The following is a 26,648-nucleotide window of genomic DNA, read 5'->3' on the forward strand; positions in this document are numbered from 1 at the left end:
TTAACACTTATTATAAATTGAGTCAATAAAAAAACAATCTTTTGATTAGATTGTTTTTTCTTTTACTATTCAACTGTAACTGATTTAGCTAAATTACGTGGTTTATCTACATCTAGACCACGATGTAGGCTTGCATAATACGCAATCAGTTGTGTTGGAATAACCATAGAAATGCTTGATAGATACGGATGAACATTATTAATGATGATATCATCTTCTGTTGTAGCCGCTTCTTGCTCAACGATTGTAATCACATGGGCACCACGTGCAACAACTTCAGAGACATTACCACGTGTGTGCGCAGCGACTTTTGGATTATTTGAAATCAATGCGATCACTGGTGTGCCTTCTTCAATCAAAGCGATTGTACCATGTTTTAACTCACCAGCTGCAAATCCTTCACACTGAATGTATGAAATTTCTTTTAATTTCAAACTTGCTTCCATAGATACATAGTAGTCTTGTCCACGACCGATATAAAAAGCGTTACGTGTATCAGAAAGTAACCCTGCTACCTTACTTTCAATCAACTCTTTTTCAGACAGCGTAGCTTCGATAGACTGAGCGACAAGAGATAACTCATGCACAATATCAAATGCGGCTGCTGCTTCATTACCTATTGCTTGTCCGACTGCTTTGGCTAAAAAGGAAAGGGCTGCTATTTGTGCAGTATATGCTTTAGTTGAGGCAACTGCAATCTCAGGGCCAGCATGTAATAACATCGTGAAACTTGCTTCACGTGATAAGGTTGATCCAGGCACATTCGTTACAGTTAGGCTTGGAATACCCAACTCATTTGTTTTCACTAGGACTTGACGACTATCTGCAGTTTCACCAGATTGTGATAAAAAGATGAAGAATGGTTTTTCAGACAGTCTTGGCATATTATAGCCCCACTCTGATGCAATCCCCAACTCAACTGGTTTTTCTGTTAAAGTTTCTAAAACATACTTACTCGCATATCCGGCATTATAAGAAGTACCGGCTGCAATGATATAGATACGGTCTGCTTGACCTAAAGCATCAATAATCGCATGATCTACTGTCACATTACCTGCATCATCTGTGTAAAGTTGGCTGAGTTTACGCATGACAGCAGGCTGTTCATCAATCTCTTTGAGCATATAAAACGGATATGTCCCTTTACCAATATCAGAGATATCTAATTCTGCAGTATAAGGCTCACGTGACATCTTATTACCAGCTGCATCTTGGATGAGCACACCATCTTTTGTGAGCGTTACAAGTTCTTTATCATGGATTTCCATAAATTCACTTGTTTCTCGAATCATAGCCATGGCATCTGAACAGACCATATTGTACCCATCACCAAGCCCAATCAAGAGTGGTGATTTGTTTTTTGCAACATAAATCACGTCAGGTTCTAAGACATTCATCAAAGCAAAAGCATAAGAACCTTCTATAATATTAAGTGCTGCTTTAAATGCATCAGCTGTACTTAGATTTTTTTCTTTAGCCAGTTTTGCGATCAAGTGAACAGCAATTTCTGTATCTGTTTCACCAGTAAAATGATCATCAGCCAAGTATTCTCTTTTGATCTCAAGATAGTTCTCAATCACACCATTATGTACTAAAACAAATTGTTCATCCGCAGACTGGTGTGGATGTGCATTACTTTCGCTTGGTTTACCATGTGTTGCCCATCTGGTATGACCAATACCTGAAGTACCTGTCACCTCCATACCGATTTTTTCTCTTAAATCCGCAATTCGACCAACTGATTTAACTAAATGAGCAGCTTGTGCTTCATTAGTAACAAAGATACCTGCACTATCATACCCACGATATTCTAGCTTCTCTAAGCCTTGCATCAAAATATCACGTGCATTTCTACTCCCTACAACTCCTACAATGCCACACATATTATTTCCTCTTCTTAAAATTGGTATAGGTCATTATCTGAATATAAAAACCCGATATATGTATCATATACAAAAGAAAATGAAATGTCAATGATTAAATTATAAATATTGGTATACTTATTTTTAAACCTCTACCGGATAAAAGTTACCGATGATTTTACCAACGATTCTAGGTGACTCATCGAAAGGTGCAAACTTATCTTGATATTTCTCATTCAGTGATACCAGACGCAAGCCTTCTGATTCTTTATAAACTTTTTTAATGTAAGTTTGCCCTTCCCAGTCGATAGCATAAATCGCACCATCATAGTCAAATGTTGTATCTTTAATTAAGGCAACAGACCCATCAGCATATACCGGTTCCATAGAATCTCCATACACCCAACTGGCGAAGTCGTAGTCCATCTCAGCATCAAAATAAACGGTATCATAACTACCATCATCCATATAAGAAAATCCTGTTCCAGCTGATAATTTTTCATATACTTTATATGGATAAAGGGTAACGACCTTATCTTGATCGTGATTATCTTGTTCCTGGATAACTTGATCTTGGTTAGCTTGAACTTGCGTGCTTAATTGTTCTTTAGTATAGCGCATCACATTCCTCTGTCTACTATCAGAGAGTTGCTTAAACATGGTTAACAACTCTGAGCTTTCATCTTTTAATAACACTTCTGGTGTCACCTTTAATAGACGTGCTAGCTTTTCCATATTCTCTTGTTTTGGTCGCGTTTTCCCTTGTTCCCAAGCAAAATAAGAGGTATTGGCAACACCTAAACGTTTAGCTAATTCACGTTGTGATAGGTTTTGAGCTTGTCTCAAACGCTTTAAATTTTCATGAAATGGCATCCATCATCTCTTCTTTCTTTTGTTAGTTTTTAAAACTAACACTAGTATATATTTTTTAGATGCTAATGTCAAACAATCATTTTTTTGTTATAATATAGAAATGACAACGACATTATTATTAATTATCGCCTATCTACTAGGGTCAATTCCTTCTGGATTATGGATTGGCAAAGTTTTTTTTCACAAGAATCTACAAGATTATGGATCTGGTAATATTGGGACAACCAATACCTTTCGCATTTTAGGGACAAAAGCTGGCATTGTTGTATTTATACTTGATTGCCTAAAAGGGACATTAGCGACTATCTTACCGTCATTATTAGGTATCCATACGATTAGCCCTGCTTTATTTGGGTTGATTGCTGTGCTTGGCCATACGTTTTCTATCTTTAATCACTTTAAAGGTGGTAAAGCAGTCGCAACTGCAGCTGGGCTTTTCCTAGGGTATAGTCCTTGGTTTGTGGTGATATTAGGAATTCTTTTCTTACTCACATTCTACTTAACCAGCATGGTCTCATTTTCTAGTATCGTCTGTGCCGCTACTGCTGCTATTTTAATTTTAGTCTTACCATTTTTTCATATTATTTTTGTTTCCTATGACTGGTTATTTACGATTACTATTTTGTTTATTGCGTCGTTTATTATCATTAGACATCGAGAAAATATAGTCAGAATACGCAATAAGACAGAAAATATTTTTAATTTCGGTTTAAATCTTACACACCAAAAACACAATATATAGTGTGTTTTTTTCTGTCTAAGCACATGATATAGTATTTTATTATTGACGGAAACTTTTTTTCTTGCTAAAATAAGAGAATAAATTCTTTTAAAGGGGAAGCAATATGGTAACAGTATTTTCAAAAAATAATTGCATGCAATGCCACATGGTCAAAAAATGGTTAGTTGACAAAGCAGTGCAATTTCAAGAAATAAATATTGACGAACAACCACAATATATCGATCAAGTTAGAGAGATGGGATTCATGGCTGCACCTATTATCGTCAAAGATACCCTATCATTTTCTGGTTTCCGTCCAACTGAGCTGGCTAAATTGATATGAACATTGCCTATTATAGTGTGACAAGGCAAGTATCACGTTTTGTTAAAAAACTAAATTTATCAGATGAGCACGTAGCTGAAATCTCTAGTACACTTAGCTTATCTGAACCGTTTATCCTAATAATCCCAACCTATGAAAAAGATGTTCTTCAAGAGGTTTGGGATTTTATGTCGGAAAATGCGGCACTTTGCCAAGGTATTATCGCCAGCGGCAACCGAAATTTCGCTGATTTATATATCTATACAGCCAAAGATATCTCAGCAGAATTTCACGTGCCTATCTTGTATGATTTTGAGTTCAATGGTACGACTGAAGATGTCGACGCCGTTAATAATATCTTAGAAAGTTATTAATCTATGTCTCTTAAAACTTTGACTGACGTGACTTATTTCCGTCTCAATAATGAAATTAATATTCCTGTTGATGGACAAATTCCATTGCATAAGGACCACGAAGCACTACTTGCCTTCTTTGAGGAAAATGTCAAACCTAACCTCAAAAAATTTGCAACAGTTGCCGATAAAATTGACTACTTATTAGCCAATGATTATCTGGAAACAGCTTTTATCAAAAAATATAGTATTGCCTTTATTACTGAGTTATCTGATTGGTTATATGCACAAAACTTCCAATTCAAATCGTTCATGGCAGCCTATAAGTTCTATCAACAATATGCCCTCAAAACAAATGATGGTGAGTATTATTTAGAAAACATCGAAGATCGTATCTTGATGAACGCCCTCTACTTTGCTGATGGCGATACAGAACTTGCTAAATCACTTGCAGATGAGTTGATTAACCAACGGTATCAACCAGCTACACCAAGTTTTTTAAATGCTGGTCGTTCTCGTCGTGGTGAGCTTGTGTCGTGTTTCTTAATTCAAGCTACTGATGATATGAACAGTATCGGTCGCTCAGTCAACTCAGCACTTCAACTCTCTCGTATCGGTGGTGGTGTTGGGATTAACTTATCTAACCTACGTGAAGCTGGTGCACCGATTAAAGGTATCGAAAATGCTGCTAGTGGCGTTGTGCCTGTTATGAAACTCTACGAAGATAGTTTTTCATATTCTAATCAACTTGGCCAACGTCAAGGAGCTGGTGTCACGTATTTAAGCGTTTTTCACCCAGATATCATGGCTTTCTTATCAACTAAGAAAGAAAATGCAGATGAAAAAGTTCGTGTCAAAACCTTATCACTTGGTATCACAGTACCGGATAAATATTACGAACTTGTGCGTCAAAATGCAGATATGTTCTTGTTTAGTCCTTATGATGTAGAGCGTTTATATGGTCAACCATTTAGCTATATCGATATCACGAAAGAATACGATAACTTAGTTGCTAATGACGACATCAAGAAATATCGTATCCGTGCGCGTGATTTAGAACAAGAAATCGCAAAACTACAACAAGAGTCAGGCTACCCTTATATCATCAATATTGATGTGGCAAATCGTGCTAATCCAGTAGCAGGTAAAATTGTCATGAGTAACTTATGTTCTGAAATCTTGCAGGTACAAACACCTTCTGTGATTAATGATGACCAAAGTTACCAAACAATGGGGACTGATATCTCATGTAATTTAGGCTCGACTAACGTCGTGAATCTCATGCAAACAACTGATTTTGAAAAATCAATCGATAGCATGGTCAAAGCCTTAACGTTTGTAACGGATAACTCTGATATTGATGCTGTTCCAACAATCAGAAATGGTAACCAAAAAGCACATACGATTGGGCTGGGTGCGATGGGACTTCATTCATACTTAGCCAAACAACATATCGCTTATGGTTCTCCTGAATCAATCGAATTTACCGATGTTTACTTTATGTTGTTGAATTTCTATACATTAAAATCATCTATGAATATCGCGCGTAACTTGAACAAAACCTTTGATGGGTTTGAGAACTCAAAATACGCTGATGGCACTTACTTCGATCAATATATCGAAGATAAAGACTTATCTGAAAAAATAGCACCTTTATTTGCACATATCGCAGTGCCTACTGCACAAGACTGGCGTGAGCTGAAACAAGACGTGATGACACACGGTCTCTACCATCAAAATCGTCTTGCTGTCGCACCAAACGGCTCTATTTCATATATCAACGATGTTTCTGCAAGTATTCATCCGATTACACAACGTATCGAAGAACGTCAAGAGAAGAAAACAGGTAAGATTTACTATCCTGCGCGTGACTTAGCAACTGATACGATCCCTTATTATACAAGTGCCTATGACTTAGATATGCGCCGTGTGATTGATGTCTATGCTGCTGCTACTAAACACGTCGATCAAGGCTTATCTTTAACCTTATTCTTAAGAAGCGAGATGCCTGAGGGACTTTACGAGTGGAAAACAGACAGTAAACAAACCACACGTGATCTCAATATCTTACGTAACTATGCACATCACAAAGGTGTCAAATCAATTTACTATATCCGTACGTTTACAGATAATGGTGATGAGGTTGGCGCTAACCAATGTGAATCATGTGTGATTTAATCACGTACTAAGACGCGTTAATACGTAACTCATCAAACTTATACAGCTAAAATAATTGACGGTATCGTCAAACTCTTAGAAAGTTTAAACTATGACAAATCCAAATTATACCAAAGCCATTAACTGGAATAATATCGAAGATGTAATCGATAAATCAACTTGGGAAAAGTTGACAGAACAGTTCTGGTTGGATACTCGGATCCCACTATCAAATGATTTAGATGACTGGCGTAGCCTCTCAGATGTCGAGCGTGACTTAGTCAGTCATGTTTTTGGTGGCCTCACACTACTTGATACCGTTCAATCTGATACAGGTATGGACTCACTTCGTGCTGATGCTAGAACACAACATGAAGAGGCTGTTTTAAACAACATTCAATTTATGGAATCTGTCCATGCTAAATCATATTCTTCTATTTTCTCTACACTTAATACAAAGACAGAGATAGATGAAATTTTTGCTTGGATCGATGCCAATGAAAATCTGCAATATAAAGCACAAACCGTTAACAATATCTATCAAAATGGTAGCCCACTTGAGAAAAAAATCGCTTCTGTATTTTTAGAAACATTTCTTTTCTATAGCGGTTTCTTCACACCACTCTACTACCTAGGTAATAATAAACTAGCTAACGTTGCTGAAATCATTAAACTCATCATTCGTGATGAGTCTGTGCATGGTACTTATATCGGCTATAAATTCCAAATCGGCTTTGACGAGCTACCAAGTGAAGAACAAGAAAAACTTAAGTCTTGGGCTTATGAACTCTTATATGATTTGTATGCCAATGAAGAAATCTACACAGATGATCTCTATGGTACACTTGGTTGGGCTGAGGATGTGAAAACATTCTTACGCTATAACGCAAATAAAGCCTTGATGAACTTAGGGTTTGATCCACTCTTTCCTGATACTGCAGCAGACGTTAATCCGATCGTGATGAATGGTTTGTCTACAGGGACAACCAACCACGACTTCTTCTCCCAAGTAGGTAATGGCTACCTACTTGGTCAGGTCGAAGCGATGAGTGATGATGACTATATCTTTGATTAATATAAAAAAACTTCATACATGATGTGTGAAGTTTTTTTGTCTTATGAGGCATCGTGTGCAAAAATTTTTCTGTCATTCAGTGGTTGTACTTCACGATTGTTATGGTCATAAAGTTTTTTAAATGATGTCAGTTGTGATTTAGAAATTTCAACTGGCGTTTTCATGACATACCACTCAACATTCTCAGTTAAAGGTGGTGTTGTTAATGACCCTAAGTAATGATAATACCCCTTGTTTTCAGGCAACATTTGATCGATATCTTGGATCGGTTGATTTTGATGAGAAGCAACATCAGCTAAGACTTCTTTAAAGCCATTATTTTCAGCTCCTTCGACAAAGAACACTGCAATAACAGCAAGTCTACCATCTTGTGAGGTATTAACGAAATGTGCTTCCATTGGGTAGTGTTTACCATCTATCGTGTGTTCACTTGCCGCATGAAAATGAAACTGTGTCAATTTAAAATGTCGGCCATTAATCATGGATTGTCCACCATCTGTTACTTGTATACTATGGCCATTATTTTCTACCTTTTTGATAGTTTGATCATATGTTAAGGTGAGCTTCCCATCATCTGGCGTCATAGCAGCAACTTGACTTGTCTTAATATCGATAGGAGACTGCATCTTACCAGAGACAAAGTCCCATTTTTTCTGATCTTCATAGTCAATCTTCTCATGTGCCGGTTTACTTGTCACACTTGTTTTTTGATCAGCATTTTTGTGTCCTGTTTGTTTGGTTTGACAACCAGCCAAACACCCCATGGTGATGACGACAAGGCCTAATGTTAACATTTTTTTCATGTTTTACTTCCTTCTTTTAATGATTAGCCAATTAAGGCTATGCGATTTATTTAAATAAAAATTGCTAGTATACTGGATACTAACAATTCACTATTTAGCTTAACTTATAATAAAGCTGATACACATTAATGATTAATCAGCTAGCCAGATACTAGTATCAGGTCCTAACGGGATAATGGGTTTGGCATTATCTTTGCGATGATTAAGCCAAAATCCTTTTCTAATCGCTTCAAAATTCGTTGTCTCACGAAAAGCCGGTATCTGATATAGTCTTTTAGCATATGGCCAAAGATTTTTAAAATCGATCAGGCGATTGCGATTAGCGAGATTGAGACTATAATACGCGATGTCAAATCTGACTAAGCAAACAAATAATCTAATATCTGCTTCAGTTAACTGATCACCGAATAGATAATCTTGATCAGCTACTCTCGCATCCAACTCGTCTAAGCGATTAAAGAGTGTGTGGTAGTTTGTTTCATATACTTCTTGTGTGTCAGCAGCACCCATACGATTGATGGCACCGATCACTTCATCTAACACAACTGCATTTAGTGCATCGATGTCTTGACGAAGATGTTCAGGATACAGCTCCGGCGCGTCTGCCTTAGCTACCTCTTTAAAATTCAAGGCTAACTGTCTCATGAGGTCATGTGATTCGTTATTGACAATTTTTTGCGTTGTCAAATCGATGATGACCGGTACCGTGGCACGACCTGGATAATTTGGATCAGTCTTGAGATAACTCTCCATCATATATCTCGTCCCAAGTATAGGATCATGGTTACCCTCATCTAGTGAAAACTCCCAGCCTTTTTCAGTGATAACCGGGTTCAATTTGCCTTCACTGATCACCTCAGTCAAACCCATCAGGTGGCGAACAATCGCAAAACGGTGACTCCAAGGGCATACCTCAGTCCAGATAAAGCGATAACGACCAGCCTCTACGGGAAATTCTTCACTACCTAACACACCTTTAAATAGCTCTGCTTTTGTCATCTTTCCTCCAATATTAGTCTAATAGTTTGATAGTCACTATTTATTAAAAATCTTTGGTCCTTTTCTCATATGTTTACGGTCATTTTTAGTTGGTGTTTGTTGTGCTGAACGCCCACCACCTTGTTTTGCTTTTATGATTTCTAACATCTTGTCTTTAGTTGATTGATCCACTTATACTGCCTCTTTTCTTGATTTATGATGCTAAAGTTCTTAATTTGAGGTATAAGTTCCTAAAATAAACCCTACGCTTCAACACTTTAAACATCATACACTTCTTATTATAACAGAAATAGTAAGCAAGTTATACAGCATTTGGTAACTAAAGATAGCTAGCTTATATTAGTATCAGCCAATGCTTTAGTGTTAAACAGTATTTTCCCAACTAGGCATGATACTACTAGTTTGACTAAATAAATCATCAGCAAGTATAGATGAGTCTAGCCTTGTTACCGAAGCTCTAGTATCAAAGCTTGCCATTGCCTGAATAATTTGATCAGTTTGTGACAGCAATACCGCATTCATCTGTCCCGTATCAGATACTGCGTTTGCTTCGCTAAAAGCAAGAATATCTTGTTGTAACGACCGACTACTCTTTTGCTTTTTAGTTACTGATACAACCGGTGCGAAACCAATCTGATTATTCTGATAAGTCATTTTTTGTTGGCTACCATCGGAGAAGGATAAGACATAGTTCTGATAAGCACTACTATATCGGTAATCAGATAAGATAAGTTGATCTTGTGTCACTTTGATTCGTAGGATGATATCATAATTAGCACCAGTCGTCGCTTCTAAATCAGATAGGCGCAAGTCTCCTGTAAATCGGATGGTATTCACACCTTGTGTATCTTGGATAGTATCTATGCCGTATCCACGACCAAAGATGTAAGTATCATCGCCTGCACCGCCATCGAGATAGTCATTACCCGTACCACCATCTAAGATATCATCCCCAGCTTCGCCGAAGAGTTGGTCGTTACCTTCACCACCGTAAAGTCTGTCATTACCAGCATTACCGTAAAGACAGTCATTACCAGCATCCCCGTATAGCTGGTCATCATGAATAGAACCTTTGAGTGTATCATTACCACCTAAACCATGGATTGTCGTCTGATCTAAAACTGCGGTCAAGTAATCACCACTATCTGATCCAAACATATGTCTAAATGGACTATTTTTAGCACCTACCGCAAAAAAAGTACCATCCGAAAAGGCAAGTTCAAAATTTCGGTAAGCGTCATCATAACGGAACCAGTCAAGTATCAGCGTATCATTTGTACCACGAATCGTGATTTTTAATCCATCATAGCCACCATCTGAAAAAGCGAGATCTGATTGTGAGATACCTGCACCAAACTGAATTCGATTAATCCCTTGGCTATCTTTGATAGTGTCATAGCCATAACCACGACCAAAGATATAGGTATCATTGCCAGCACCCCCTTCTAGATAGTCAGTACCTGATCCACCATCTAAGATATCGTTTCCAGCATTTCCATAAAGATAGTCATTACCATCATAGCCTCTGAGTTCAGCATTATTGGGGTAGAAAGCAGTGAGGCTATCATTACCATTTGTTCCCTCATACTGATTAAAAGGGCTTCTTGGATCACTCATATGCATGACTGTGCCATCCGAAAATGCTAGATTGAAGTTACGATAATTCGGACTACTATGATGTGAGACGATCGTTAGAAAGTCTGTGGTACCTTTGATTCCTATCGTCATGTTTCCACCAGTAACCAGCACTACAGCAAGATCACTAGGTTTGATATTTCCTTGAAACCGAATGGTGTTTAACCCTTGATAATCAAAGATAGTGTCGTGACCGTATCCACGAGCAAAGATATAAGTATCATCGCCAGCGCCACCCTCTAATCTATCATTACCAATACCGCCGTCTAGAAAGTCATTACCATCTCCTCCGCTAAGATAATCATTCCCAGCGCCACCATCCAGTGTATCATTGCCTCCAGCTCCATAGAGCTGATCATTACCACCATGAGCGATCATACGTGTATCCATGTCATAAAACGCTTTCAAAACATTATCTTCGCTATCACCGATCATGTTTCTAAGTGGGCTAGTCGCATCCTTGACATGAATCAGTGTACCATCTCTAAAGGAGAGTCTCAGATTTCGATTACCAGCATAGCCACAAAATGAATCGACAACCAACATATCTTTGGTACCTCGGACTTTAAAGACCAAATCTCCTGTAGCAGTATAAACAACGGATAAATCAGGTAGTCGCAGTTGACCAATAAATCGGATCATGTTACTCCCTTGGTCATCGATGATGCGATCTATCCCATACCCTCGGCCAAAGATATAGATATCATCTCCTTCACCACCATATAGTCTATCATTACCAGTACCGCCGTTTAAGATATCATTGTCACCTTTACCATAGAGACTATCATTACCGGAACCGCCGTTTAGGATATTTGATCTGTCATCTCCGTACATGACATCATCTCCATAGCCACCGTTTGATGTGCCATGTGTTTCTATATATACCTTATTATTATAAACCTCACCAAGTGCATCAGCTAGGTTTTTCCCCCACGAACTTCCAATTACCGCAGCACCTATCCCAACTGTTAAGCCAATCGCGATGCCGACTGGTCCCGTACAGATACCAGCCAATAGTGCTGTTGTCACACTGCTTGCTGCACTGCCTAATAACCAGGCACCCGCCGAACTCGCGCCCCAATCTTTAAGATATTCTAAAGCTTGGGCATTATCCCCATCTAAACTAGCATTTAGGGCATCTTTTGCAACAAATCCAAGCTCTATAATATCCGCAAGTGCCCCAGCAACCGTTAAAATCTTAGCGGACGTCGAGAGATTACCAAACTTCTTCCAGTATCCTGTTTTCTCTAAGGCATCAGATACTTGATCATATGCTCTAGCAAAATCAGTGCCTGCTATCTTGTTTGATCCTGTACCAACAGGCCTATCTAGCCAAGCGATACTGATAGAGCCCGATTCATTGTTAACGATATTCTTAACTTTATTTAAGGTATGATCTGAGATATAAAGTTTTTCAAAACTCATATCAGCCTTGGTCCAGCCATTTTTAGTCAATGTTTTTTGATAGTTTTTTTGATAGTTAGTGTACTCAATCAACTCTATCTTTTTACCTACCGTCGTTTCAAGATCTAGCGCCCAAGCACTGGTATGTGTCGTGACGGACGCTAATTCATGAGAAAATGCCTGTGCCAGATCTTCTGCTCGCTGACCTGTTTCAAAGATATCCTTACTATGACCTCTGATCGATTCAAGTAAAGTATCAAACCACTTCATCTCAAAATATGACTTGTTGGCAGGTAGGTTAGCCATCCCTTTTTGCCACTCTCTTTCAAACCATATTTTGGGTTTACCGTTTATCGATGTAACAAGCGGATTTTCTAAGATCTTTGGCATCTCAACCATGGCCCATGTCCGATCTAATCCCGCATTAGGCACGATGTTATAGACACTGCCTTTTGTATTTTGGGCAAAGTGCTTAGAAGCCTCAGCCCATGGTCCTGTCGTGCCCCTACTCTCACCACCGTAGAGGTAGGCGCCTATCGCACCTTCTAGTCTATCTAGTGTAATATCTGGATAGGTGTTCATATAGGCAACTTCAAGTGCTCTTTTATATTCAGTACTTAAAAGAAATTGCCCAACATGAGTTCGATCCATGACTCTGACATCAGCTCTCTGGCCCATTTTTTGAATGATGTCATTACTATGAACATCTGGCTTAACCATCCCACTATATAGGACAGTCGTCGCATCAGAATTAGCCGATGGATCTACTATCGATATCTGACTAACTAACTGCTCCAAATCAGTTAAAGTGTAAGAACTACTATATTCAACAACCTTTTTTAAGTTTACTAAGGCTTCATCATAAGTTAAAATCAATAGACTTTACCCTCCGCCCTAATTTGGATATGAGGGAGAGGGGGGTCTAATTTTTCATACCCCTTTGTTCCAATCCCCTTACGACCGTGAACGACCATAGCTGATTTGAAATCTTGTAAAATTTGTTCTTGATTTGTTTCTAGTTCTTCTGGAAGATGGATACCGTATGCATATATTAATCCTGGATAAGTCATTAATCGGTTAAATTCCCACGCTTTTAGATAACCTCCTACCCAAATCTGCCTCGTGTTTACAGAGAATAGATGACCATGCCAAAAATAATAAAATTCTATCTCCTGTGGGTCATCATGATTTACACGTTTTGTAGCAACAAAGATTGATTGATCTTCATTGACTGTTAAGCCATTCCATGTTCGATAGTCTCCTGTAAATCCACCTTCTGTTCCATATTTGTCATCAAAATACTCAGCCCACTTAACTGCCTCTTCTTTTTCTAAAATTACATTTTTAAATGCCATTTGCTTCCTTCTTTCTTCATTCTGCTACATCGTATCATCACGATTACTTTGAGTGTCCAACTCAGTCGACTCTCTCTCCTTTCTCGTGTTTAGTATCTAAACACTTATGACTACTTTGAGAATTAAAGTAATCATAACTATTTAAAAATGAGTAACTTCATCTCAGAAGATGTAACAAGCGGATTTTCACTGCCTTCTGTATTTTGGGCAAAGCGCTTAGAAGCCTCAGCCCATGGTCCTGTCGTCCCCCTACTCTCACCACCATAGAGGTAGGCGCCTATGGCTGATTCTAGTTTACTTGGGGAAACATCTAGATAGGTATTTATATAAGCAGCCTCAAGTGCTATTTCATACTCTGGACTTAAAAGAAATTGTCCGATATGGGTTCGATCAATAACTCTTACATCTGATCTATTATAGATTTCCTGAATAATTTTATTACTATGTACACCTGGCTTAACCATCCCACTATAAAGAACCGTTGTCGCATTTCCATTAGCGATAGGATCATCAATAGAAATTTGTCTGATTAATTGTTCCAAATCAGTTAAAGTATAGGAGTTACTATTTTTGACAATAAGTTTTAATTTTTGTAAGGCTTCATCATAGGTTAACATCAATAGACTTTATCCCCCACTCTGATTTGAATATGAGGAAGTGGAGGATCTAATTTTTCATATCCTGATATCCCAATTCCCTTACGTCCATAAGTTACCATAGCAGTTTTAAAGTCTTGTAAAATCTGTTCCTTATCTTTTATCAACTCCTCAGGTAGATGAATACCAGACGAATAGTTGAATCTTGGATATGACATTAACCTAGAAAACTCCCAAGCTTCTAAATCATCATCCCCCCATACTTGCCTGACATCCACAGAAAATAGATAACCATGCCAAAAATAGTATAATTCTATCTCATTTGGGTCTTCATGATTTACCCATTTTTTTCTAATAAACATTGATTTATCTTTATTTACTGTCATGCCTCCCCATGTTCGATAGTCTCCTGTAGCTCCTCCATGATCTCCATATTTTTCATCAAAATACTCAGCCCACTTAACTGCCTCTTCTTTTTCTAAAATTACATTCTTAAACACCATCTGTTTCCTTCTTTCTGTTTTTTGCTCCATCGTATCATCACGATTACTTAGAGTGTCCAACTCAGCCGATCATCTCTCCTTTCTCGTGCTTAGTATCTAAACACTTATGACTACATTGAGTATTAAAGTAATCATAACTATTTAAAAATGATTAACTTCATCTATCAACATCAATAGACTTTGCCCTCCACCCTGATTTGAATATGCGGAAGTGGTGGATCTAATTTTTCATACCCTGCTACTCCAATACCTTTACGACCGTATACAATCATGGCAGCTTTAAAATCTTGTAAAATCTGTTCTTGAAATTGCGTTAGTTCTTCAGATAAATTAAGAATATTAACATAATCTAAAGTAGGATAAGCTATTAAATATTTTAAATCCCAAGCTTCTAGACCATTTTCCCCCCAAATTTGTCTCGCCTTGACAGAAAATAGATAACCATGCCAAAAATAAAATAGATCTATATCATGTGGATCTTCACGATTTACATGCGCTACTTTAACAAATATTGTTTGTTCAGTATTAATAGTCATACCAGTCCATCTGACCATTTGACCCAATCTTATTTTATGGTCTGGATATTTTTTAACGAAGTAAGTTCCCCACTTGCTCGCTTCTTCTTCTTCTAAAAATACATTTTTGAATTTCATTACTTTCTTCTTTCTGTTTTTTGCTACATCGTATCATCACGATGACTTTAAGTTTCCAACTCAGTCGACAGTTTCTCCTTTCTCGTGTTTAGTATCTAAACACTTATAACTACTTTAGCTAGTAAAGTAATCATAACTATCTCCCAAACATTTTTCGTAACACCATTCACTGTCATCGCACCTGTATAAGGGATGACAGTGGCATTACTACGACTCGCTGGTAATTCATAGCCCATGCGATCGATACAGTCATAGGTAAAGTTAATTAACTGGCTACGCTGAGCAGATGTTAGGGCTTGCCCTTCCGGAATACCGATATTGTTTCTCCAGTTAGTCAGCTCTCCTGCTATACTCTTTATATTTAATTTGATATCCGTCATGGCTAATCCTGCCTTCTCTGGATACAATCATCTGCAAAGACAAGATGCTGATCATCTCCAAGTGTCCCTCTTGCTTCATACTCAACAAATGTCGTCCAGCCCTTTTCGATCATCTCGCGTAACTCTTCATCACTATAGGACACCCCAGCAGGTATATAGGCATGCTCCACATAGTAGGTGAACATCCCTAATTCAGATGATTTACGGAACATTTGATAGTAACTAAATAACTCCAACCTGATGACCGTGCCATCTTTAAATCCTAGGACATAAAAGGCCGGGCGTTCTTCTGGAATTTTACGGCCTGGACCATTAAGGTAAGTCAGAAATATACCGTGTTCCCGATCGATAGCCCATTTGCTTTGTGTAAACTTACTAGCGCCTGAGTAGGGATCCTCAAAATTAAAGCGATCAAACCAAGCACGATCCGCACCTTCTGGAATATTTTCTCCGATAAAATTAACTATCATATTTTACTTCTTTCTATTTTTTCTCTACTAATTTTTAGGTGAACACTCACTTTTTCTGTTGACATCACGTTTTGCGACTCGTTACGCTAAGGTTTACGTTGCATACATCTCTCCTTATCTCTAACGTGATTTGAACGTTTCATCTAAATATTTTGTGACTGGTTCGAAAAAGAAATCGATGATACGTCGTTTACCGATTTCGATATCTGCAGTGACGGTCATGCCAACACCTACTTGCTTAGGATCTGATTTAAACTTAGTCTGTTTTTTAGCTAAACTGACTTTGGCTTTATACATCATCTGCCCATCTTTTTGTCTTTCAGACTCTGGACTAATATAAGTCACTTTTCCTGTTAAGACACCTTTCTTTTGAAAGGGGAAAGCAGCTACTTTTATCGACACGTTTTGTCCGATATGAATATAGCTGATATCTTGATTTTTGATTAAGATATCAAAGTATAGGGACGCATCCTTAGGCACGATCGTTAAGACTTCTTGAGCCTGACCTAAGGTTTTACCTAGTTCAACAGTTTTAATCTCACCTACTGTCCCTGAAATAGGTGCCAAAACAGTTTGATTAGCTGCTATCTTCTCGCCTTTATCAACAGCAGACTGATATTGCGTAATTTCTTTAGTTTTGTCTAAGACCATGTTTGACAATTTTGCTTTTTCAGTTGCCTGTGCTTGGTCAATCTGTAAAGTAAGCGCCGACACTTTTGCTTGGTAAATCTGAATCGTTTCTTCTTGGCTAGCTAGATTACTCATGAGTTGTTCAACAGTTGCCTCATAAGTCTCAACCTGACTCTCTATCTCTTTTGAGGCATCAAGCATCTCTGCTTTTTTGATAGCAACTTGTCGTTCATCACTCTCGCGATCTTTTTTAGCATTCTCCCAGTAACTTTTATAGCTAGCATTCTTTTGCATCTCTTGATAATATTTGTCTTCACTAGCTTTTTTATCAGCAACTTGTTGTTCAAGTTTTGCTAATTCTTGCTTGGCAACAGACTGTGTTTTCTTTTGTGTTAGATAAGCTATTTTACTTTGAGTTGCTTTAATTTCTGAGTTGATACCTGTTTTTTGCTTTTCATACATGGTGACGTAATGCGCTTGTTGCGACCGCTCATTTTCTAGTAAGTTGATCGTTGACTGATTCGTTGCGATTAAGCTAGTGTAGTATGCTTTGATCTCTGGATACCGGTCGATTTCTGATGGTTTGAGTACATCAGTTAAGGCACGACCTTCAGATACAGCGCATAAGACTTGTTTTTCCAACTTAAGTTGCGTTAATATTTTTTCAGTTGATTGATTATCCACTTGAATCTGCTGATCATCATCAAATAAAAACAAAACACTTCCCCTTTTGACTTGTTTGCCTTCCGTTACTTTCATAGCAGTTATGGTACTTGTTTTTGGCATTTGGACATGAACGACATCTCCGATAGTTTTAGCGACTCCTGTACCAGTTGAGACAACAGCTAACTCTCCGACATAAGCGAAAACAAAAAGTAAACAAATGACCAAACAAATCGTTTTCAGGATCAATCGAGCTGCTGGCGATACTGGTTGTTCTAGTAATGCAACGACATCAGGTCTAAACTCATTTAATATGCGTAATTCTTTTCTGTTTTGCCTGTCTATCTTTTTTTGATGTTTCAGTTGACTATCTGGCTTGTTTTTATCTATTTTCATGATGTTCCTTTCAACATATTTTCTTGCTGGTCATACAAACTTTTAAAAATGCCAGTTGGCTGAGCGAGAAGCTCGTCGATACTCCCAACTTCTTTTAATTCACCATCTTCTAAGGCAAAAATCATATCTGCATCTTTAATTGTTGTCAATCTATGTGCAATGATGAGCACTGTCCGATTTTCAGCTATTTTCTTCAGGTTTTTTTGAATCACTTGTTCTGACTCAACATCTAAAGCAGAGGTCGCCTCATCAAAAATCAAAATTTTGGGGTTCGTCATCAAGGCACGCGCAATCGCAACACGCTGTTTTTGACCACCTGAGAGCCCAACACCCTGCTCGCCTACTTCAGTATCATAACCATTTGGAAATGAGGCGATAAACTCATGCGCACCAGCTGCTTTTGCTGCATCAATCACCGCCTCAATCGAAGCACTTGGATAATTAATAGCAATATTTTCTCTTATAGTCCGATTAAATAGAAAATTTTCCTGTAAAACGACACCAATCTGACTGCGCAACCACACGGTATCAGTGACAGAGATATTGACCCCATCTATATAAATATCCCCTGATTCTGGCACATAAAGCCTTTGAATTAATTTGGTTAACGTACTTTTTCCTGATCCACTGCGGCCAACAATCCCTACCGTTTTGCCTGCTGGTATCTCAAATGACATCTCCTTAATAGCAGGCGAACGATGACTATCATAACGAAAGCTAACCTGTTGAAACTTGATATCTCCCTTTAATGCTTGCATTCTAGTCTTATTCTCACTCGATGATTCTATCTTGCTATTAAAAATATCCCCTATCCGATCAATCGAGACACTCGTTTGTTGGACATCTTGCCAAATTTGAACAATCCGTAAAATAGGGCCACTCACTTTACTGGCTAACATACGAAAGGCAATTAACTGACCAACTGTTAATTTACCGTCCAATACCGCTTTTGCACCCAACCATAAAATCAGCAAATCAGAAACTTTCTGAATGAACTGCCCGATTGCACTAATATCGCCAGACAAAATGGCACCTTTAAAACTTGCCTTTGTATAACCTGCTTCGAGTTCACCCCATTGTTCTCTCATCTTAGGTTCTAAGGCTAATGACTTTATCGTATGGACACCTGACACACTCTCAACTAAAAACGATTGGGCTCTTGCGCCTGTAGCAAACCGCTCTTCTAATCTTTGTTTAAATAGCGGTGTGGTCAAAATAGATAGACCGATAAATAAGGGAATGGTTAATAAAACAATCCAAGTTAAGGATAAAGAATAAAAACATAAGATGATAATATACAGTACTAGAAAGAAACAGTCTAATATGGCATTAAGTGGGGTACCCGTCAAAAAATTACGGATTGTTTCAAGTTCTCGGATTCGTGCAACTGTATCTCCAACTCGTCGATTTTCAAAATAGCGTAAGGGTAACCTTAAGAGGTGTTCATAGAGCTTAACACTCAACAGCATATCGATTTTATTTGTCGTATTTGCAAAGACATGATTTTTGGCAACACTTAAAATCATCTCTAAAATAAATGAAATCAATAATCCTGTCCCTAGTACTGTTAACGTAGCTAGACTATTATGGGAAAGGACTTTATCGATGACGACTTGAATAAAAATCGGTACAGAGATACCAAATAATTGGATGAAAAAAGAAGCAAGCATAACTTCTATTAGCAAATACTTAAATTTACTCAGGACTGGTAAAAACCATTTGAGACCAAACTTCTGATGGTTTCGTTTGATAACTTGATGCTTTAATAATATGACCGTTTCTACTGATAAGGCATCCAGTTCTGCAAAAGATAACGCTTTAGGCCTTTCTTCTTTAGGAAAATAGACCAATACTTGCGTTTCACTAGCCTGAAGCAATACATAATAGCTTCCTTTGACATCTACTAGTAAACAAGGTATAGGGTAACGATTTGACAAGGTTATTTTAAACTGTCTTGCCTTAGCACGGTACCCAATAAATTTTGCTATCTTAAGCATCTGATCTGGGCTTACATCATCTGTTTCTGTCATATTTAATTTGTGAAATAGTTGTAATGGATCCATCGGGACGCCATGTAATTCACTTACCACTAATAAACTCAATAACCAATCTTTCTTCACACACTACTCCTTCTTTTTAGCCTTTATAAGCTGGCCAGCATCTTTTAGTTTTATATCTCTTTTTCTTACTTATCTAAAAATTTAAGTAATTTGATTATTTTTAATTATACTATCTTTTTAACTTTATAACAATTCCCGTCTTTTTTATTTTAAAACATATTTTTATATACAAAAAAACACATAGAGATCCTATTCTCTCTATGTGTTTTCATACGATTAACGTTATCATTCGCTCAAGTTTAAACTGGTTTATTTACCCTGTTTAGTCAAGAAAGATTCTAAAAAATACTGGGCTAAGCTATTTGGTTTGATAGCTTGTCTGGCTTCATCTAACCCAAACCATTGGGCTTTATCTACTTCATCTGTTAAAGCAATATCCTCTTGTTGGGCGATACAAGAATAGTTTAAAATCAACGTGTTCGAAGGCGCATAAAACTGAGATTGATTCGGACTTATATGTGAAATCTCTAAGCCAACTTCTTCTGACACTTCTCTAGCGACAGCATCCTCAGCGCGTTCTCCTTGATTAATATAACCTGCAACCAAAATATTGTCTTTTTTCTGATATTGCTGGATCAACAGCACTTTATCTAAAGGTTGATTTAAGATGAGCATACTGACTGCAGCATTAAACACTGGAAACCGAAATGTATCACAGTTGCTACAAAACGGGATATCACCCTCATTTTTTAAAAAACGTTTTTCTAGTTTACACCCACATACTGAACAATAATTCATTTGACTACCTCATCACACTATCTACTCATTTTTTTAACATTACTATCACTTAGTTATATCCTTAAGTATACACCTTATCATGATGATGTGCCAATGATGACCATCAAGCTATAGTTGTGTTAGCAGTCATTGCTCAGCTAGCTACCTGACGAGCTTCACTCTTTTTCAGACGGATAATAAAATCCCCATTCTTTTCGCACTGCAGTCATCAAGTTCATGACATCTATCGTATAGGCTAAGGCACCATCCAAATCTTGATTGTCTATAAACCGTTTGACATCAGCCACTTCATAGGCAAGTGCTTTAGCTGAGGACCCTTTAGCGATTTCTGTTTTCTGTCCTGTAGCTGTCTCGACAAATACCGCCTTATCGCCTCTTGGATAATCATATACTTCGATATAGCCTTTATCGCCAGAGATGAGTGCACGTTTTGGTTGTTTAGCCTGCATGGTTAAGGTGATAGAGGCCATCTCGCCTTCTTTGTTTTTCAACACAATAACCGATTCCTCATCCACACCTGTTTCGAAGTAATTGACTGTAGTCAACAATTGATTAGGCTGGCTTTTCATAAATAAACGTGCAACGCTCAACGCATACCCACCAATATCTAGTAACGCACCGCCTGCTAACTCAGGATTAAAGAATCTATTGGTCACATCGTATGCTTTATGGCTTCCAAAATTAATTTGGATCATTTTGACATTACCAACAAGTCCATCATCAACGGATTTTTTCAAGTATTGCCATATCGGCATATGTAACACGGTCATCGCTTCCATCAATATTAAGTTTTTTTGTCTAGCTAACGCAGCAAGTGACGTTAATTCATCACTATTGATGGTAATGGCTTTTTCAGAAACCACATGCTTACCTGCTTCTAGTGCTTGACGGATGAGCTTGGCATGCAGATGATGAGGAGTTGCGACATAGACGATGTCAACTGCTTCATCTGCTAATAAATCGGCTACTGATGCAAACTGGTGCTTAACAGGATACTGCTTAGCAAACTGCTCAAGTTCCTCCGTTCTTCTTGTTGTCACACCATAGATCTCGCCTTTTTCATCAGTCAGTGTTTGTGCCATTTCTCCAGCAATCCAACCTGTTCCGATAATGCCCCAATTATATGTTGTCATAATATCCACTCCTTTATTTGTTTCTTGTTAATCTTGAAACCGTCCCTTGTCTACTGTCACCTAATAAGATGTCAGTCACCTCACGCATAAATAAACTATGAGAGACGATACCGATTGTTTGATCTAAAATCTGTGCAATCATCTCAACGCTATCAGTTTGATGCCAGCTAATGTCAACTAAATAATTGCCATGTGGTGTTTTCTCAAATGCCTGGTCCTGCTGTCTTAATACCCCTTTTACCTGATGCGTGCGCTCAAGCTGTCGTAAGACGGGTAGCGCATCTGGTAGTAGCTCGCAACAAATTGGTAGGCTAAAGGATAAGTTTGCTTGATACTTTTCTTCTGTTGCGAGTAACACATAGTGGTGGGATATCTGTGCTAAGAGTTTTTCCTGTGTTTGGATACCCCCTTTGGTCTTGAGCGCGTGAAACTGTTCATCCACTAAATCACACCCATCAAATGTCCAATCAATGACGTCAACCTCTGAAAAATCAGTTAAAGCTAGGCCAACTTCCTGACAGACTTGACGTGTCGCGTCAGACAGAGCGACCACTTTAAGATGTTTGGTTTGACTTTTTGACAAGGCAGTCGCAATCTGTGCCACTGTTGAGCCCCCACCTAAGCCGATGACTTGATGCTCATCAATTAAATTCAGAACATAGTTCGCTATCGTTTGTTTCATAATACTTGCCTTTCAACAAATTCGCTTTCACAAAAAGTATAGCACAAGAAATTTATTTTTACAATAGATGACACTCAAGAAATAGTTTTTCATTTGCATATGTTATAATGACCTATAGAGATAAGACAATCAAAAATCGCAAGATACAATGACGATTATATCTTATGTTTCTTATCATAATACGGAGTAAACCTGATGAATATATTAGATCATATACAACAAAATTATCCTACTTTATTTGAGAGTGAAAAGAAAATTGCTGACTATATTTTAGCCAATGCTGCTCAGGTCATTAATATGCCGATCGCAGTCTTAGCTAAACACGCAAAAGTCAGTGAAGCAAGTATCTCTAGATTTTGCAAAAAAATAAACTTAACTGGTTTCCACCAATTAAAAATAGAGCTGGCAAAAATTCAAGAAGATCGTCCTGCCCAACTGAGTGAACACAGTACGCTTAGTGATCAACTACGCACCATCGCACAAACAAAAGCTGATGAGCTCAACATCTCTACTGAAAATTTGGATGAAGCCCAATTAGTTCAGGTATTGAAAGCCCTAACTGACTGCCGACTCGTGCAGTTTGTCGCTATTGGTAACACCACACCCGTTGCCAAAGATGCTGCTTATCGGTTTAACCAACTAGGCATCACGTCAGTTGCCTTTGATGACTGGCAAGTGCAAGCAGCTTTTACGCTAAATATGACTGCCGACGATCTTTTCGTCGTCATCTCAAATTCTGGTGAATCAACATCGCTTTTAAAATTAATTGACGAAGTCAAAGCAAAGGGTATCAAAGTGATTGCGGTTACCAATCACCCAGAATCTCCTATCTCTTTAGTTGCTGATTTCCATCTAACAAGTTTTAGTCGGGATGCCTTCTTCCATAAAGATTATTATTTTTCTAGACTATCAGCCATGTATCTCATGGAATTGTTATTCTTAATTCTTTCCCAAGATCCCGCACGTCTGTCACATATCAAAGCACATGAAGATGTTATTTCTAGTGACAAAATTTGAAAAAGCAAGCTAACAGCAGACTAGTACGCCTATCATCTTTTATCTATCTTAAATGACTTTAAGATAGATAATGAACTAACTATCAAAAAAAGAGGACAGGAACCCTCTTTTTTTTAGATGCATTTATAATGTGTTTTTTATTCATTTCCTTTAAGTGCTTGAACCATATCAAGATGTTTGATTCTTCTGCTAATAAATAATGTGGTGCTCATCGCACATACAACGACAATGATAGTAGACAACAAAATGTTGTGCCAAGTGACATATGGTGTATAAGCTAATTTTATCGTACTAAATGTTTGTACATAAGTATCTAAAAACCAAAACCCAAGAGGCAGACCTAAACACCAACCGATAGCTGTCGTACCAATATTTTCAAGCATCGTAATTTGTCTTAGTTCCTGTTTTTTAAAGCCAAGAACACTGAGTGTAGCATAATCTCTACTTCGCTCAACAAAGTTTAACGACCCTAAATTATATAACACAACGACAACTAAAAGAATTGCAAATCCCACAATCATTAAAAAGATACTCATCAAACTGGCTACAAAATCATTAGCGTTTTTTTCTTGATCCTGCATTTTTATAGATGAAACGACAGCTTGATCACTTTCAATATCATGATCGTAGTCACCTTTTCTAACCAATAATGTACTAGGAGAAAAACGACCGTTAGCTTTTTCAAATGCTTTTTGCGTCAAATATGCGCCTTGGTTTGTCTCACTTGTAATGATCCCTTTTATATCAAACTGATACTGTTTACCATCTAGGTAAGGTGTAACCTTAAGCGTTTGTCCAACAGTTAAGTTAGCACGCTTTGCAAAATCTTTAGTGACATAGATGCCATCTGACTTAACCGACTTTCCTGATTCAGTTTTGATGTTTACATAATCTCCATCACTCATCACGATTAACAAACGATTATAGCCATCATCTGGTGTAAACTGTGCTTGTTTGATATCAACCCACTGCCCTTTGGGATAGTTATTTTTTACAGTATCATAATTTGGCATATGTAGGCGAATATCATAGTTAAAATCCTTATGATAGGCCTTATCCACCAAATGATTGATAGATTGTGGCATACCAATACCAGCTATGAGTAGCATCATACCAAATGCAACCCCAATGATCCCCATTAACAGTCTAACTTTATTGGATAACGCATCTCGAATTGCCCAACGCTGTTCAAAACGTAATACTTGCCATAAGGATGTCACACGTTCTAAGAGGACCTTTCTACCAGCTTTTTGCTTGTTTCCTCTTAAGAATTCTGCCGGCAGGCCTTTGATAGCACCACGGCTAGCGAGATAAGAGGCTAAAATACAAACTGATAAGACCAGAATGATGACACAGGCAGAACTTAGTGAATAAGCGATTGTCCAAGAGGGAAGTGAGAACATTTCTTGTTGTGTGCCCAGTACAAACCAAGACATAACAGGGGATATCATAGCACCTAAGACTGCACCTGTTCCGCCAACTAGTAAACCAAAACTGGTGTAATGCCAGCCTATTTTCCAGTTTGAAAAGCCTAGCGCCTTCAAAATCGCGATTTCTTTTTCCTGCGTTTCAATCATCCTACGAATGGTTGTATACATGGCTAAAATCGCTAGTAAGATAAAAATGAAAGAAAAAAGATAAGATAGATTTCGAATCTGACCGACACGATCAAGGGCATCAGACACATCTACCAAAGTATGGCGATCGTTATAGGCTAGTAATCGACTGCCTAGTATTGTGCTTAACTTTTCACGTATTTGTTTAGGTTGTCCTTTGAGTTCTAACATATTTGCTTTGCCTTGATAGCCAAGATCTTCTATTAGTGTCGGCTGTGAGAGATATCCATAACCATAGTCTGAATGGTTTGGAGAGATGAACTCTTCTGTTCCTGTAAAATAAATACGATCCGCAGACTGAACGAGCCCAAGCACTGTTAGAAAAACATCCTTGCCTTGAAAGCTAAAACGCCTACTATCACCAACTTTAATCTTATTTGCTTTAGCATATTCGATATTTAACCAGATACCGTGCTTATTCTCTTGTAACTGCTCACCTTTTACGATGTGAGGCTTAGTTAATTTAGCATCAAATGTATCTAGATATAACTGTTTTTCTTTTTTAGTTCCACGCGCAGCTTGTAACTGTACTCTAGTTGATTTACCTGTCTGTTTAATGCCTTTTATTGCATTAATTTGTTCTATGTCTTGCTTGTTAAATCCGGTACTCATCACCCATGAATCTGCTAGGTCTGAATCATTTATATAGCGATTCAAACTGACTTCTAGCCCGTGCCAAGCACCTTGTAAGCCGACAAAAATCAAAATACTGAGAAAGGCCATTAGAAAGACTGAGAAAAACTGTGTCCAATTCCTCCGAAAGTCTCTTCTTAATTTTAAATTTAAGAATTTCACTAGATGTTCACCTCCGATAAACTCGCTGGTTTTGGATTCATCTCTATTGCTGCTACTTCACCATCATGAAGGCGGATCACTTTATGCGCTAATTTTGCAAATTCTGCATTATGCGTCACCATGACAACTGCTGTTTGACTATTTTCAGAAGCTTTACGTAGAATATCTATAATTTTCAATCCAGTGACAGAATCTAATGCACCTGTTGGTTCATCACATAAAAGCAACTTTGGTTTTTTAGCTAATGCTCTCGCAATTGATACACGTTGCATCTCACCACCAGATAACTGTGCTGGAAAGTTATTTTTTCTGTGTGCAAGTCCGACACTTTCTATAAAGGTTTCTGCTAGGTCTTGATGGTTCGTGAGCTGTGCTGCAATCCCAACATTTTCAAGTGCTGTCAAACTAGGAATTAGATTATAAAATTGGAAAACAAAGCCAACAATATCACGTCTATAATCAGATAACTTAGCTTCTGTAAATGTATCAATTGCCAAATCATCAAATAAGAATTGACCACTTGTTGGTTTATCTATCCCACCAAGTATATTTAATGCAGTACTCTTTCCTGAACCAGATGGCCCTAAAATAACTGTAAATTCTCCCTGTTCAATATCAAAACTTACATTTTCTAGTGCTTTAACTTCTTGGTCACCGACCTTATATGTTTTATTTATATTTTTAAACCTAATCATAA

The 26,648-nt window shown here is 37.8% G+C and carries 25 protein-coding genes; 6 read left to right on the forward strand and 19 right to left on the reverse strand.

The window, feature by feature from the left end:
• Window positions 1–65: 65 nt before the first annotated feature.
• Both glmS and RU87_RS07550 read right to left on the reverse strand, forming a co-directional pair.
• Window positions 66–1,883 carry a glutamine--fructose-6-phosphate transaminase (isomerizing) gene (gene glmS, locus RU87_RS07545; protein WP_068163582.1) on the reverse strand — a complete coding sequence of 606 codons (1,818 nt, stop codon included), beginning with the start codon at window positions 1,881–1,883 and terminating at the stop codon, window positions 66–68.
• Window positions 1,884–2,006: 123 nt separating this feature from the next.
• Window positions 2,007–2,735 carry an XRE family transcriptional regulator gene (locus RU87_RS07550; protein WP_068163579.1) on the reverse strand — a complete coding sequence of 243 codons (729 nt, stop codon included), beginning with the start codon at window positions 2,733–2,735 and terminating at the stop codon, window positions 2,007–2,009.
• 100 nt (window positions 2,736–2,835) lie between these two features.
• Between RU87_RS07550 and plsY the strand changes: the two genes are divergently transcribed.
• From plsY to nrdF, 5 genes are all read left to right on the forward strand, one after another.
• On the forward strand, window positions 2,836–3,477 hold the full coding sequence (plsY, locus tag RU87_RS07555) for a glycerol-3-phosphate 1-O-acyltransferase PlsY (protein WP_068163576.1): 642 nt from the start codon (window positions 2,836–2,838) through the stop codon (window positions 3,475–3,477).
• 103 nt (window positions 3,478–3,580) lie between these two features.
• Complete coding sequence (gene nrdH / locus RU87_RS07560; RefSeq protein ID WP_068163574.1) at window positions 3,581–3,799, forward strand: glutaredoxin-like protein NrdH; 219 nt, start codon at window positions 3,581–3,583, stop codon at window positions 3,797–3,799.
• Window positions 3,796–4,152: a class Ib ribonucleoside-diphosphate reductase assembly flavoprotein NrdI gene (gene nrdI / locus RU87_RS07565; RefSeq protein ID WP_068163571.1), complete on the forward strand. Its 357-nt coding sequence runs from the start codon at window positions 3,796–3,798 to the stop codon at window positions 4,150–4,152. Before nrdH ends, nrdI begins: the two co-directional genes overlap by 4 nt.
• Before the next feature lie 3 nt (window positions 4,153–4,155).
• The gene (gene nrdE / locus RU87_RS07570) at window positions 4,156–6,309 is read left to right on the forward strand and encodes a class 1b ribonucleoside-diphosphate reductase subunit alpha (RefSeq protein ID WP_068163568.1); all 2,154 of its coding nucleotides are present in this window, start codon (window positions 4,156–4,158) and stop codon (window positions 6,307–6,309) included.
• A gap of 91 nt (window positions 6,310–6,400) precedes the next feature.
• On the forward strand, window positions 6,401–7,363 hold the full coding sequence (gene nrdF, locus RU87_RS07575) for a class 1b ribonucleoside-diphosphate reductase subunit beta (protein WP_068163565.1): 963 nt from the start codon (window positions 6,401–6,403) through the stop codon (window positions 7,361–7,363).
• Between the two features lie 41 nt (window positions 7,364–7,404).
• Here nrdF and RU87_RS07580 read toward each other — a convergent pair whose 3' ends face one another.
• The 15 genes from RU87_RS07580 to rpiA form a co-directional block, all read right to left on the reverse strand.
• Window positions 7,405–8,166: a carbonic anhydrase gene (locus RU87_RS07580; protein ID WP_068163561.1), complete on the reverse strand. Its 762-nt coding sequence runs from the start codon at window positions 8,164–8,166 to the stop codon at window positions 7,405–7,407.
• Window positions 8,167–8,298: 132 nt separating this feature from the next.
• On the reverse strand, window positions 8,299–9,165 hold the full coding sequence (locus RU87_RS07585; protein WP_068163558.1) for a glutathione S-transferase C-terminal domain-containing protein: 867 nt from the start codon (window positions 9,163–9,165) through the stop codon (window positions 8,299–8,301).
• Window positions 9,166–9,201: 36 nt separating this feature from the next.
• Entirely contained in the window at window positions 9,202–9,336 is a 135-nt protein-coding gene (locus RU87_RS09890; RefSeq protein WP_269447767.1) for a hypothetical protein, read from the reverse strand.
• Window positions 9,337–9,528: 192 nt separating this feature from the next.
• A complete protein-coding gene (locus tag RU87_RS09895; RefSeq protein WP_068163555.1) occupies window positions 9,529–13,080 on the reverse strand; it encodes a calcium-binding protein in 3,552 nt (1,183 codons plus the stop codon).
• Window positions 13,077–13,559 (reverse strand): hypothetical protein, encoded by a 483-nt coding sequence (locus RU87_RS07595; protein WP_068163552.1) that lies wholly within the window; start codon window positions 13,557–13,559, stop codon window positions 13,077–13,079. Before RU87_RS07595 ends, RU87_RS09895 begins: the two co-directional genes overlap by 4 nt.
• Window positions 13,560–13,696: 137 nt before the next feature.
• On the reverse strand, window positions 13,697–14,176 hold the full coding sequence (locus RU87_RS07600; RefSeq protein WP_068163548.1) for a hypothetical protein: 480 nt from the start codon (window positions 14,174–14,176) through the stop codon (window positions 13,697–13,699).
• Window positions 14,176–14,688 carry a hypothetical protein gene (locus tag RU87_RS07605; RefSeq protein WP_143471398.1) on the reverse strand — a complete coding sequence of 171 codons (513 nt, stop codon included), beginning with the start codon at window positions 14,686–14,688 and terminating at the stop codon, window positions 14,176–14,178. Before RU87_RS07605 ends, RU87_RS07600 begins: the two co-directional genes overlap by 1 nt.
• A 140-nt stretch (window positions 14,689–14,828) precedes the next feature.
• Window positions 14,829–15,311 (reverse strand): hypothetical protein, encoded by a 483-nt coding sequence (locus RU87_RS07610; RefSeq protein WP_068163542.1) that lies wholly within the window; start codon window positions 15,309–15,311, stop codon window positions 14,829–14,831.
• Between the two features lie 95 nt (window positions 15,312–15,406).
• Window positions 15,407–15,691, reverse strand: a complete 285-nt coding sequence (locus RU87_RS07615; RefSeq protein ID WP_068163539.1) for a hypothetical protein — start codon at window positions 15,689–15,691, stop codon at window positions 15,407–15,409.
• Between the two features lie 2 nt (window positions 15,692–15,693).
• A complete protein-coding gene (locus RU87_RS07620; protein WP_068163536.1) occupies window positions 15,694–16,161 on the reverse strand; it encodes a hypothetical protein in 468 nt (155 codons plus the stop codon).
• 120 nt (window positions 16,162–16,281) lie between these two features.
• On the reverse strand, window positions 16,282–17,850 hold the full coding sequence (locus tag RU87_RS07625) for a beta-barrel domain-containing protein (protein ID WP_068163534.1): 1,569 nt from the start codon (window positions 17,848–17,850) through the stop codon (window positions 16,282–16,284).
• A complete protein-coding gene (locus tag RU87_RS07630) occupies window positions 17,847–19,970 on the reverse strand; it encodes a peptidase domain-containing ABC transporter (protein ID WP_197456626.1) in 2,124 nt (707 codons plus the stop codon). The genes RU87_RS07625 and RU87_RS07630 overlap by 4 nt, the downstream gene beginning before the upstream one ends.
• A 249-nt stretch (window positions 19,971–20,219) precedes the next feature.
• Entirely contained in the window at window positions 20,220–20,708 is a 489-nt protein-coding gene (locus RU87_RS07635; RefSeq protein ID WP_068163532.1) for an NAD(+) diphosphatase, read from the reverse strand.
• Between the two features lie 155 nt (window positions 20,709–20,863).
• Window positions 20,864–21,841, reverse strand: a complete 978-nt coding sequence (locus tag RU87_RS07640) for a Gfo/Idh/MocA family protein (RefSeq protein WP_068163529.1) — start codon at window positions 21,839–21,841, stop codon at window positions 20,864–20,866.
• Between the two features lie 13 nt (window positions 21,842–21,854).
• The gene (gene rpiA, locus RU87_RS07645; protein ID WP_082782184.1) at window positions 21,855–22,523 is read right to left on the reverse strand and encodes a ribose 5-phosphate isomerase A; all 669 of its coding nucleotides are present in this window, start codon (window positions 22,521–22,523) and stop codon (window positions 21,855–21,857) included.
• 195 nt (window positions 22,524–22,718) lie between these two features.
• Between rpiA and RU87_RS07650 the strand changes: the two genes are divergently transcribed.
• Window positions 22,719–23,540 carry a MurR/RpiR family transcriptional regulator gene (locus RU87_RS07650; protein WP_068163523.1) on the forward strand — a complete coding sequence of 274 codons (822 nt, stop codon included), beginning with the start codon at window positions 22,719–22,721 and terminating at the stop codon, window positions 23,538–23,540.
• 137 nt (window positions 23,541–23,677) lie between these two features.
• On the opposite strand, the gene RU87_RS07655 is transcribed toward RU87_RS07650, so the two are convergent.
• Together RU87_RS07655 and RU87_RS07660 are read right to left on the reverse strand one after the other, a co-directional pair.
• Window positions 23,678–25,951 carry an ABC transporter permease gene (locus tag RU87_RS07655; protein WP_068163520.1) on the reverse strand — a complete coding sequence of 758 codons (2,274 nt, stop codon included), beginning with the start codon at window positions 25,949–25,951 and terminating at the stop codon, window positions 23,678–23,680.
• The gene (locus RU87_RS07660) at window positions 25,951–26,646 is read right to left on the reverse strand and encodes an ABC transporter ATP-binding protein (RefSeq protein ID WP_068163517.1); all 696 of its coding nucleotides are present in this window, start codon (window positions 26,644–26,646) and stop codon (window positions 25,951–25,953) included. Before RU87_RS07660 ends, RU87_RS07655 begins: the two co-directional genes overlap by 1 nt.
• Between the last annotated feature and the right edge of the window lie 2 nt (window positions 26,647–26,648).

Source organism: Pseudolactococcus plantarum, from assembly GCF_002441715.1.
Classification (GTDB): Bacteria; Bacillota; Bacilli; order Lactobacillales; family Streptococcaceae; genus Pseudolactococcus; species Pseudolactococcus plantarum.

Coding starts and splice junctions, on each gene's coding strand:
- glmS (WP_068163582.1), bottom strand. CDS start 1,883: ATGTGTGGCATTGTAGGAGTTGTAGGGAGTAGAAATGCACGTGATATT.
- RU87_RS07550 (WP_068163579.1), bottom strand. CDS start 2,735: ATGCCATTTCATGAAAATTTAAAGCGTTTGAGACAAGCTCAAAACCTA.
- plsY (WP_068163576.1), top strand. CDS start 2,836: ATGACAACGACATTATTATTAATTATCGCCTATCTACTAGGGTCAATT.
- nrdH (WP_068163574.1), top strand. CDS start 3,581: ATGGTAACAGTATTTTCAAAAAATAATTGCATGCAATGCCACATGGTC.
- nrdI (WP_068163571.1), top strand. CDS start 3,796: ATGAACATTGCCTATTATAGTGTGACAAGGCAAGTATCACGTTTTGTT.
- nrdE (WP_068163568.1), top strand. CDS start 4,156: ATGTCTCTTAAAACTTTGACTGACGTGACTTATTTCCGTCTCAATAAT.
- nrdF (WP_068163565.1), top strand. CDS start 6,401: ATGACAAATCCAAATTATACCAAAGCCATTAACTGGAATAATATCGAA.
- RU87_RS07580 (WP_068163561.1), bottom strand. CDS start 8,166: ATGAAAAAAATGTTAACATTAGGCCTTGTCGTCATCACCATGGGGTGT.
- RU87_RS07585 (WP_068163558.1), bottom strand. CDS start 9,165: ATGACAAAAGCAGAGCTATTTAAAGGTGTGTTAGGTAGTGAAGAATTT.
- RU87_RS07595 (WP_068163552.1), bottom strand. CDS start 13,559: ATGGCATTTAAAAATGTAATTTTAGAAAAAGAAGAGGCAGTTAAGTGG.
- RU87_RS07600 (WP_068163548.1), bottom strand. CDS start 14,176: ATGTTAACCTATGATGAAGCCTTACAAAAATTAAAACTTATTGTCAAA.
- RU87_RS07605 (WP_143471398.1), bottom strand. CDS start 14,688: ATGGAGCAAAAAACAGAAAGAAGGAAACAGATGGTGTTTAAGAATGTA.
- RU87_RS07610 (WP_068163542.1), bottom strand. CDS start 15,311: ATGAAATTCAAAAATGTATTTTTAGAAGAAGAAGAAGCGAGCAAGTGG.
- RU87_RS07615 (WP_068163539.1), bottom strand. CDS start 15,691: ATGACGGATATCAAATTAAATATAAAGAGTATAGCAGGAGAGCTGACT.
- RU87_RS07620 (WP_068163536.1), bottom strand. CDS start 16,161: ATGATAGTTAATTTTATCGGAGAAAATATTCCAGAAGGTGCGGATCGT.
- RU87_RS07625 (WP_068163534.1), bottom strand. CDS start 17,850: ATGAAAATAGATAAAAACAAGCCAGATAGTCAACTGAAACATCAAAAA.
- RU87_RS07635 (WP_068163532.1), bottom strand. CDS start 20,708: ATGAATTATTGTTCAGTATGTGGGTGTAAACTAGAAAAACGTTTTTTA.
- RU87_RS07640 (WP_068163529.1), bottom strand. CDS start 21,841: ATGACAACATATAATTGGGGCATTATCGGAACAGGTTGGATTGCTGGA.
- rpiA (WP_082782184.1), bottom strand. CDS start 22,523: ATGAAACAAACGATAGCGAACTATGTTCTGAATTTAATTGATGAGCAT.
- RU87_RS07650 (WP_068163523.1), top strand. CDS start 22,719: ATGAATATATTAGATCATATACAACAAAATTATCCTACTTTATTTGAG.
- RU87_RS07660 (WP_068163517.1), bottom strand. CDS start 26,646: ATGATTAGGTTTAAAAATATAAATAAAACATATAAGGTCGGTGACCAA.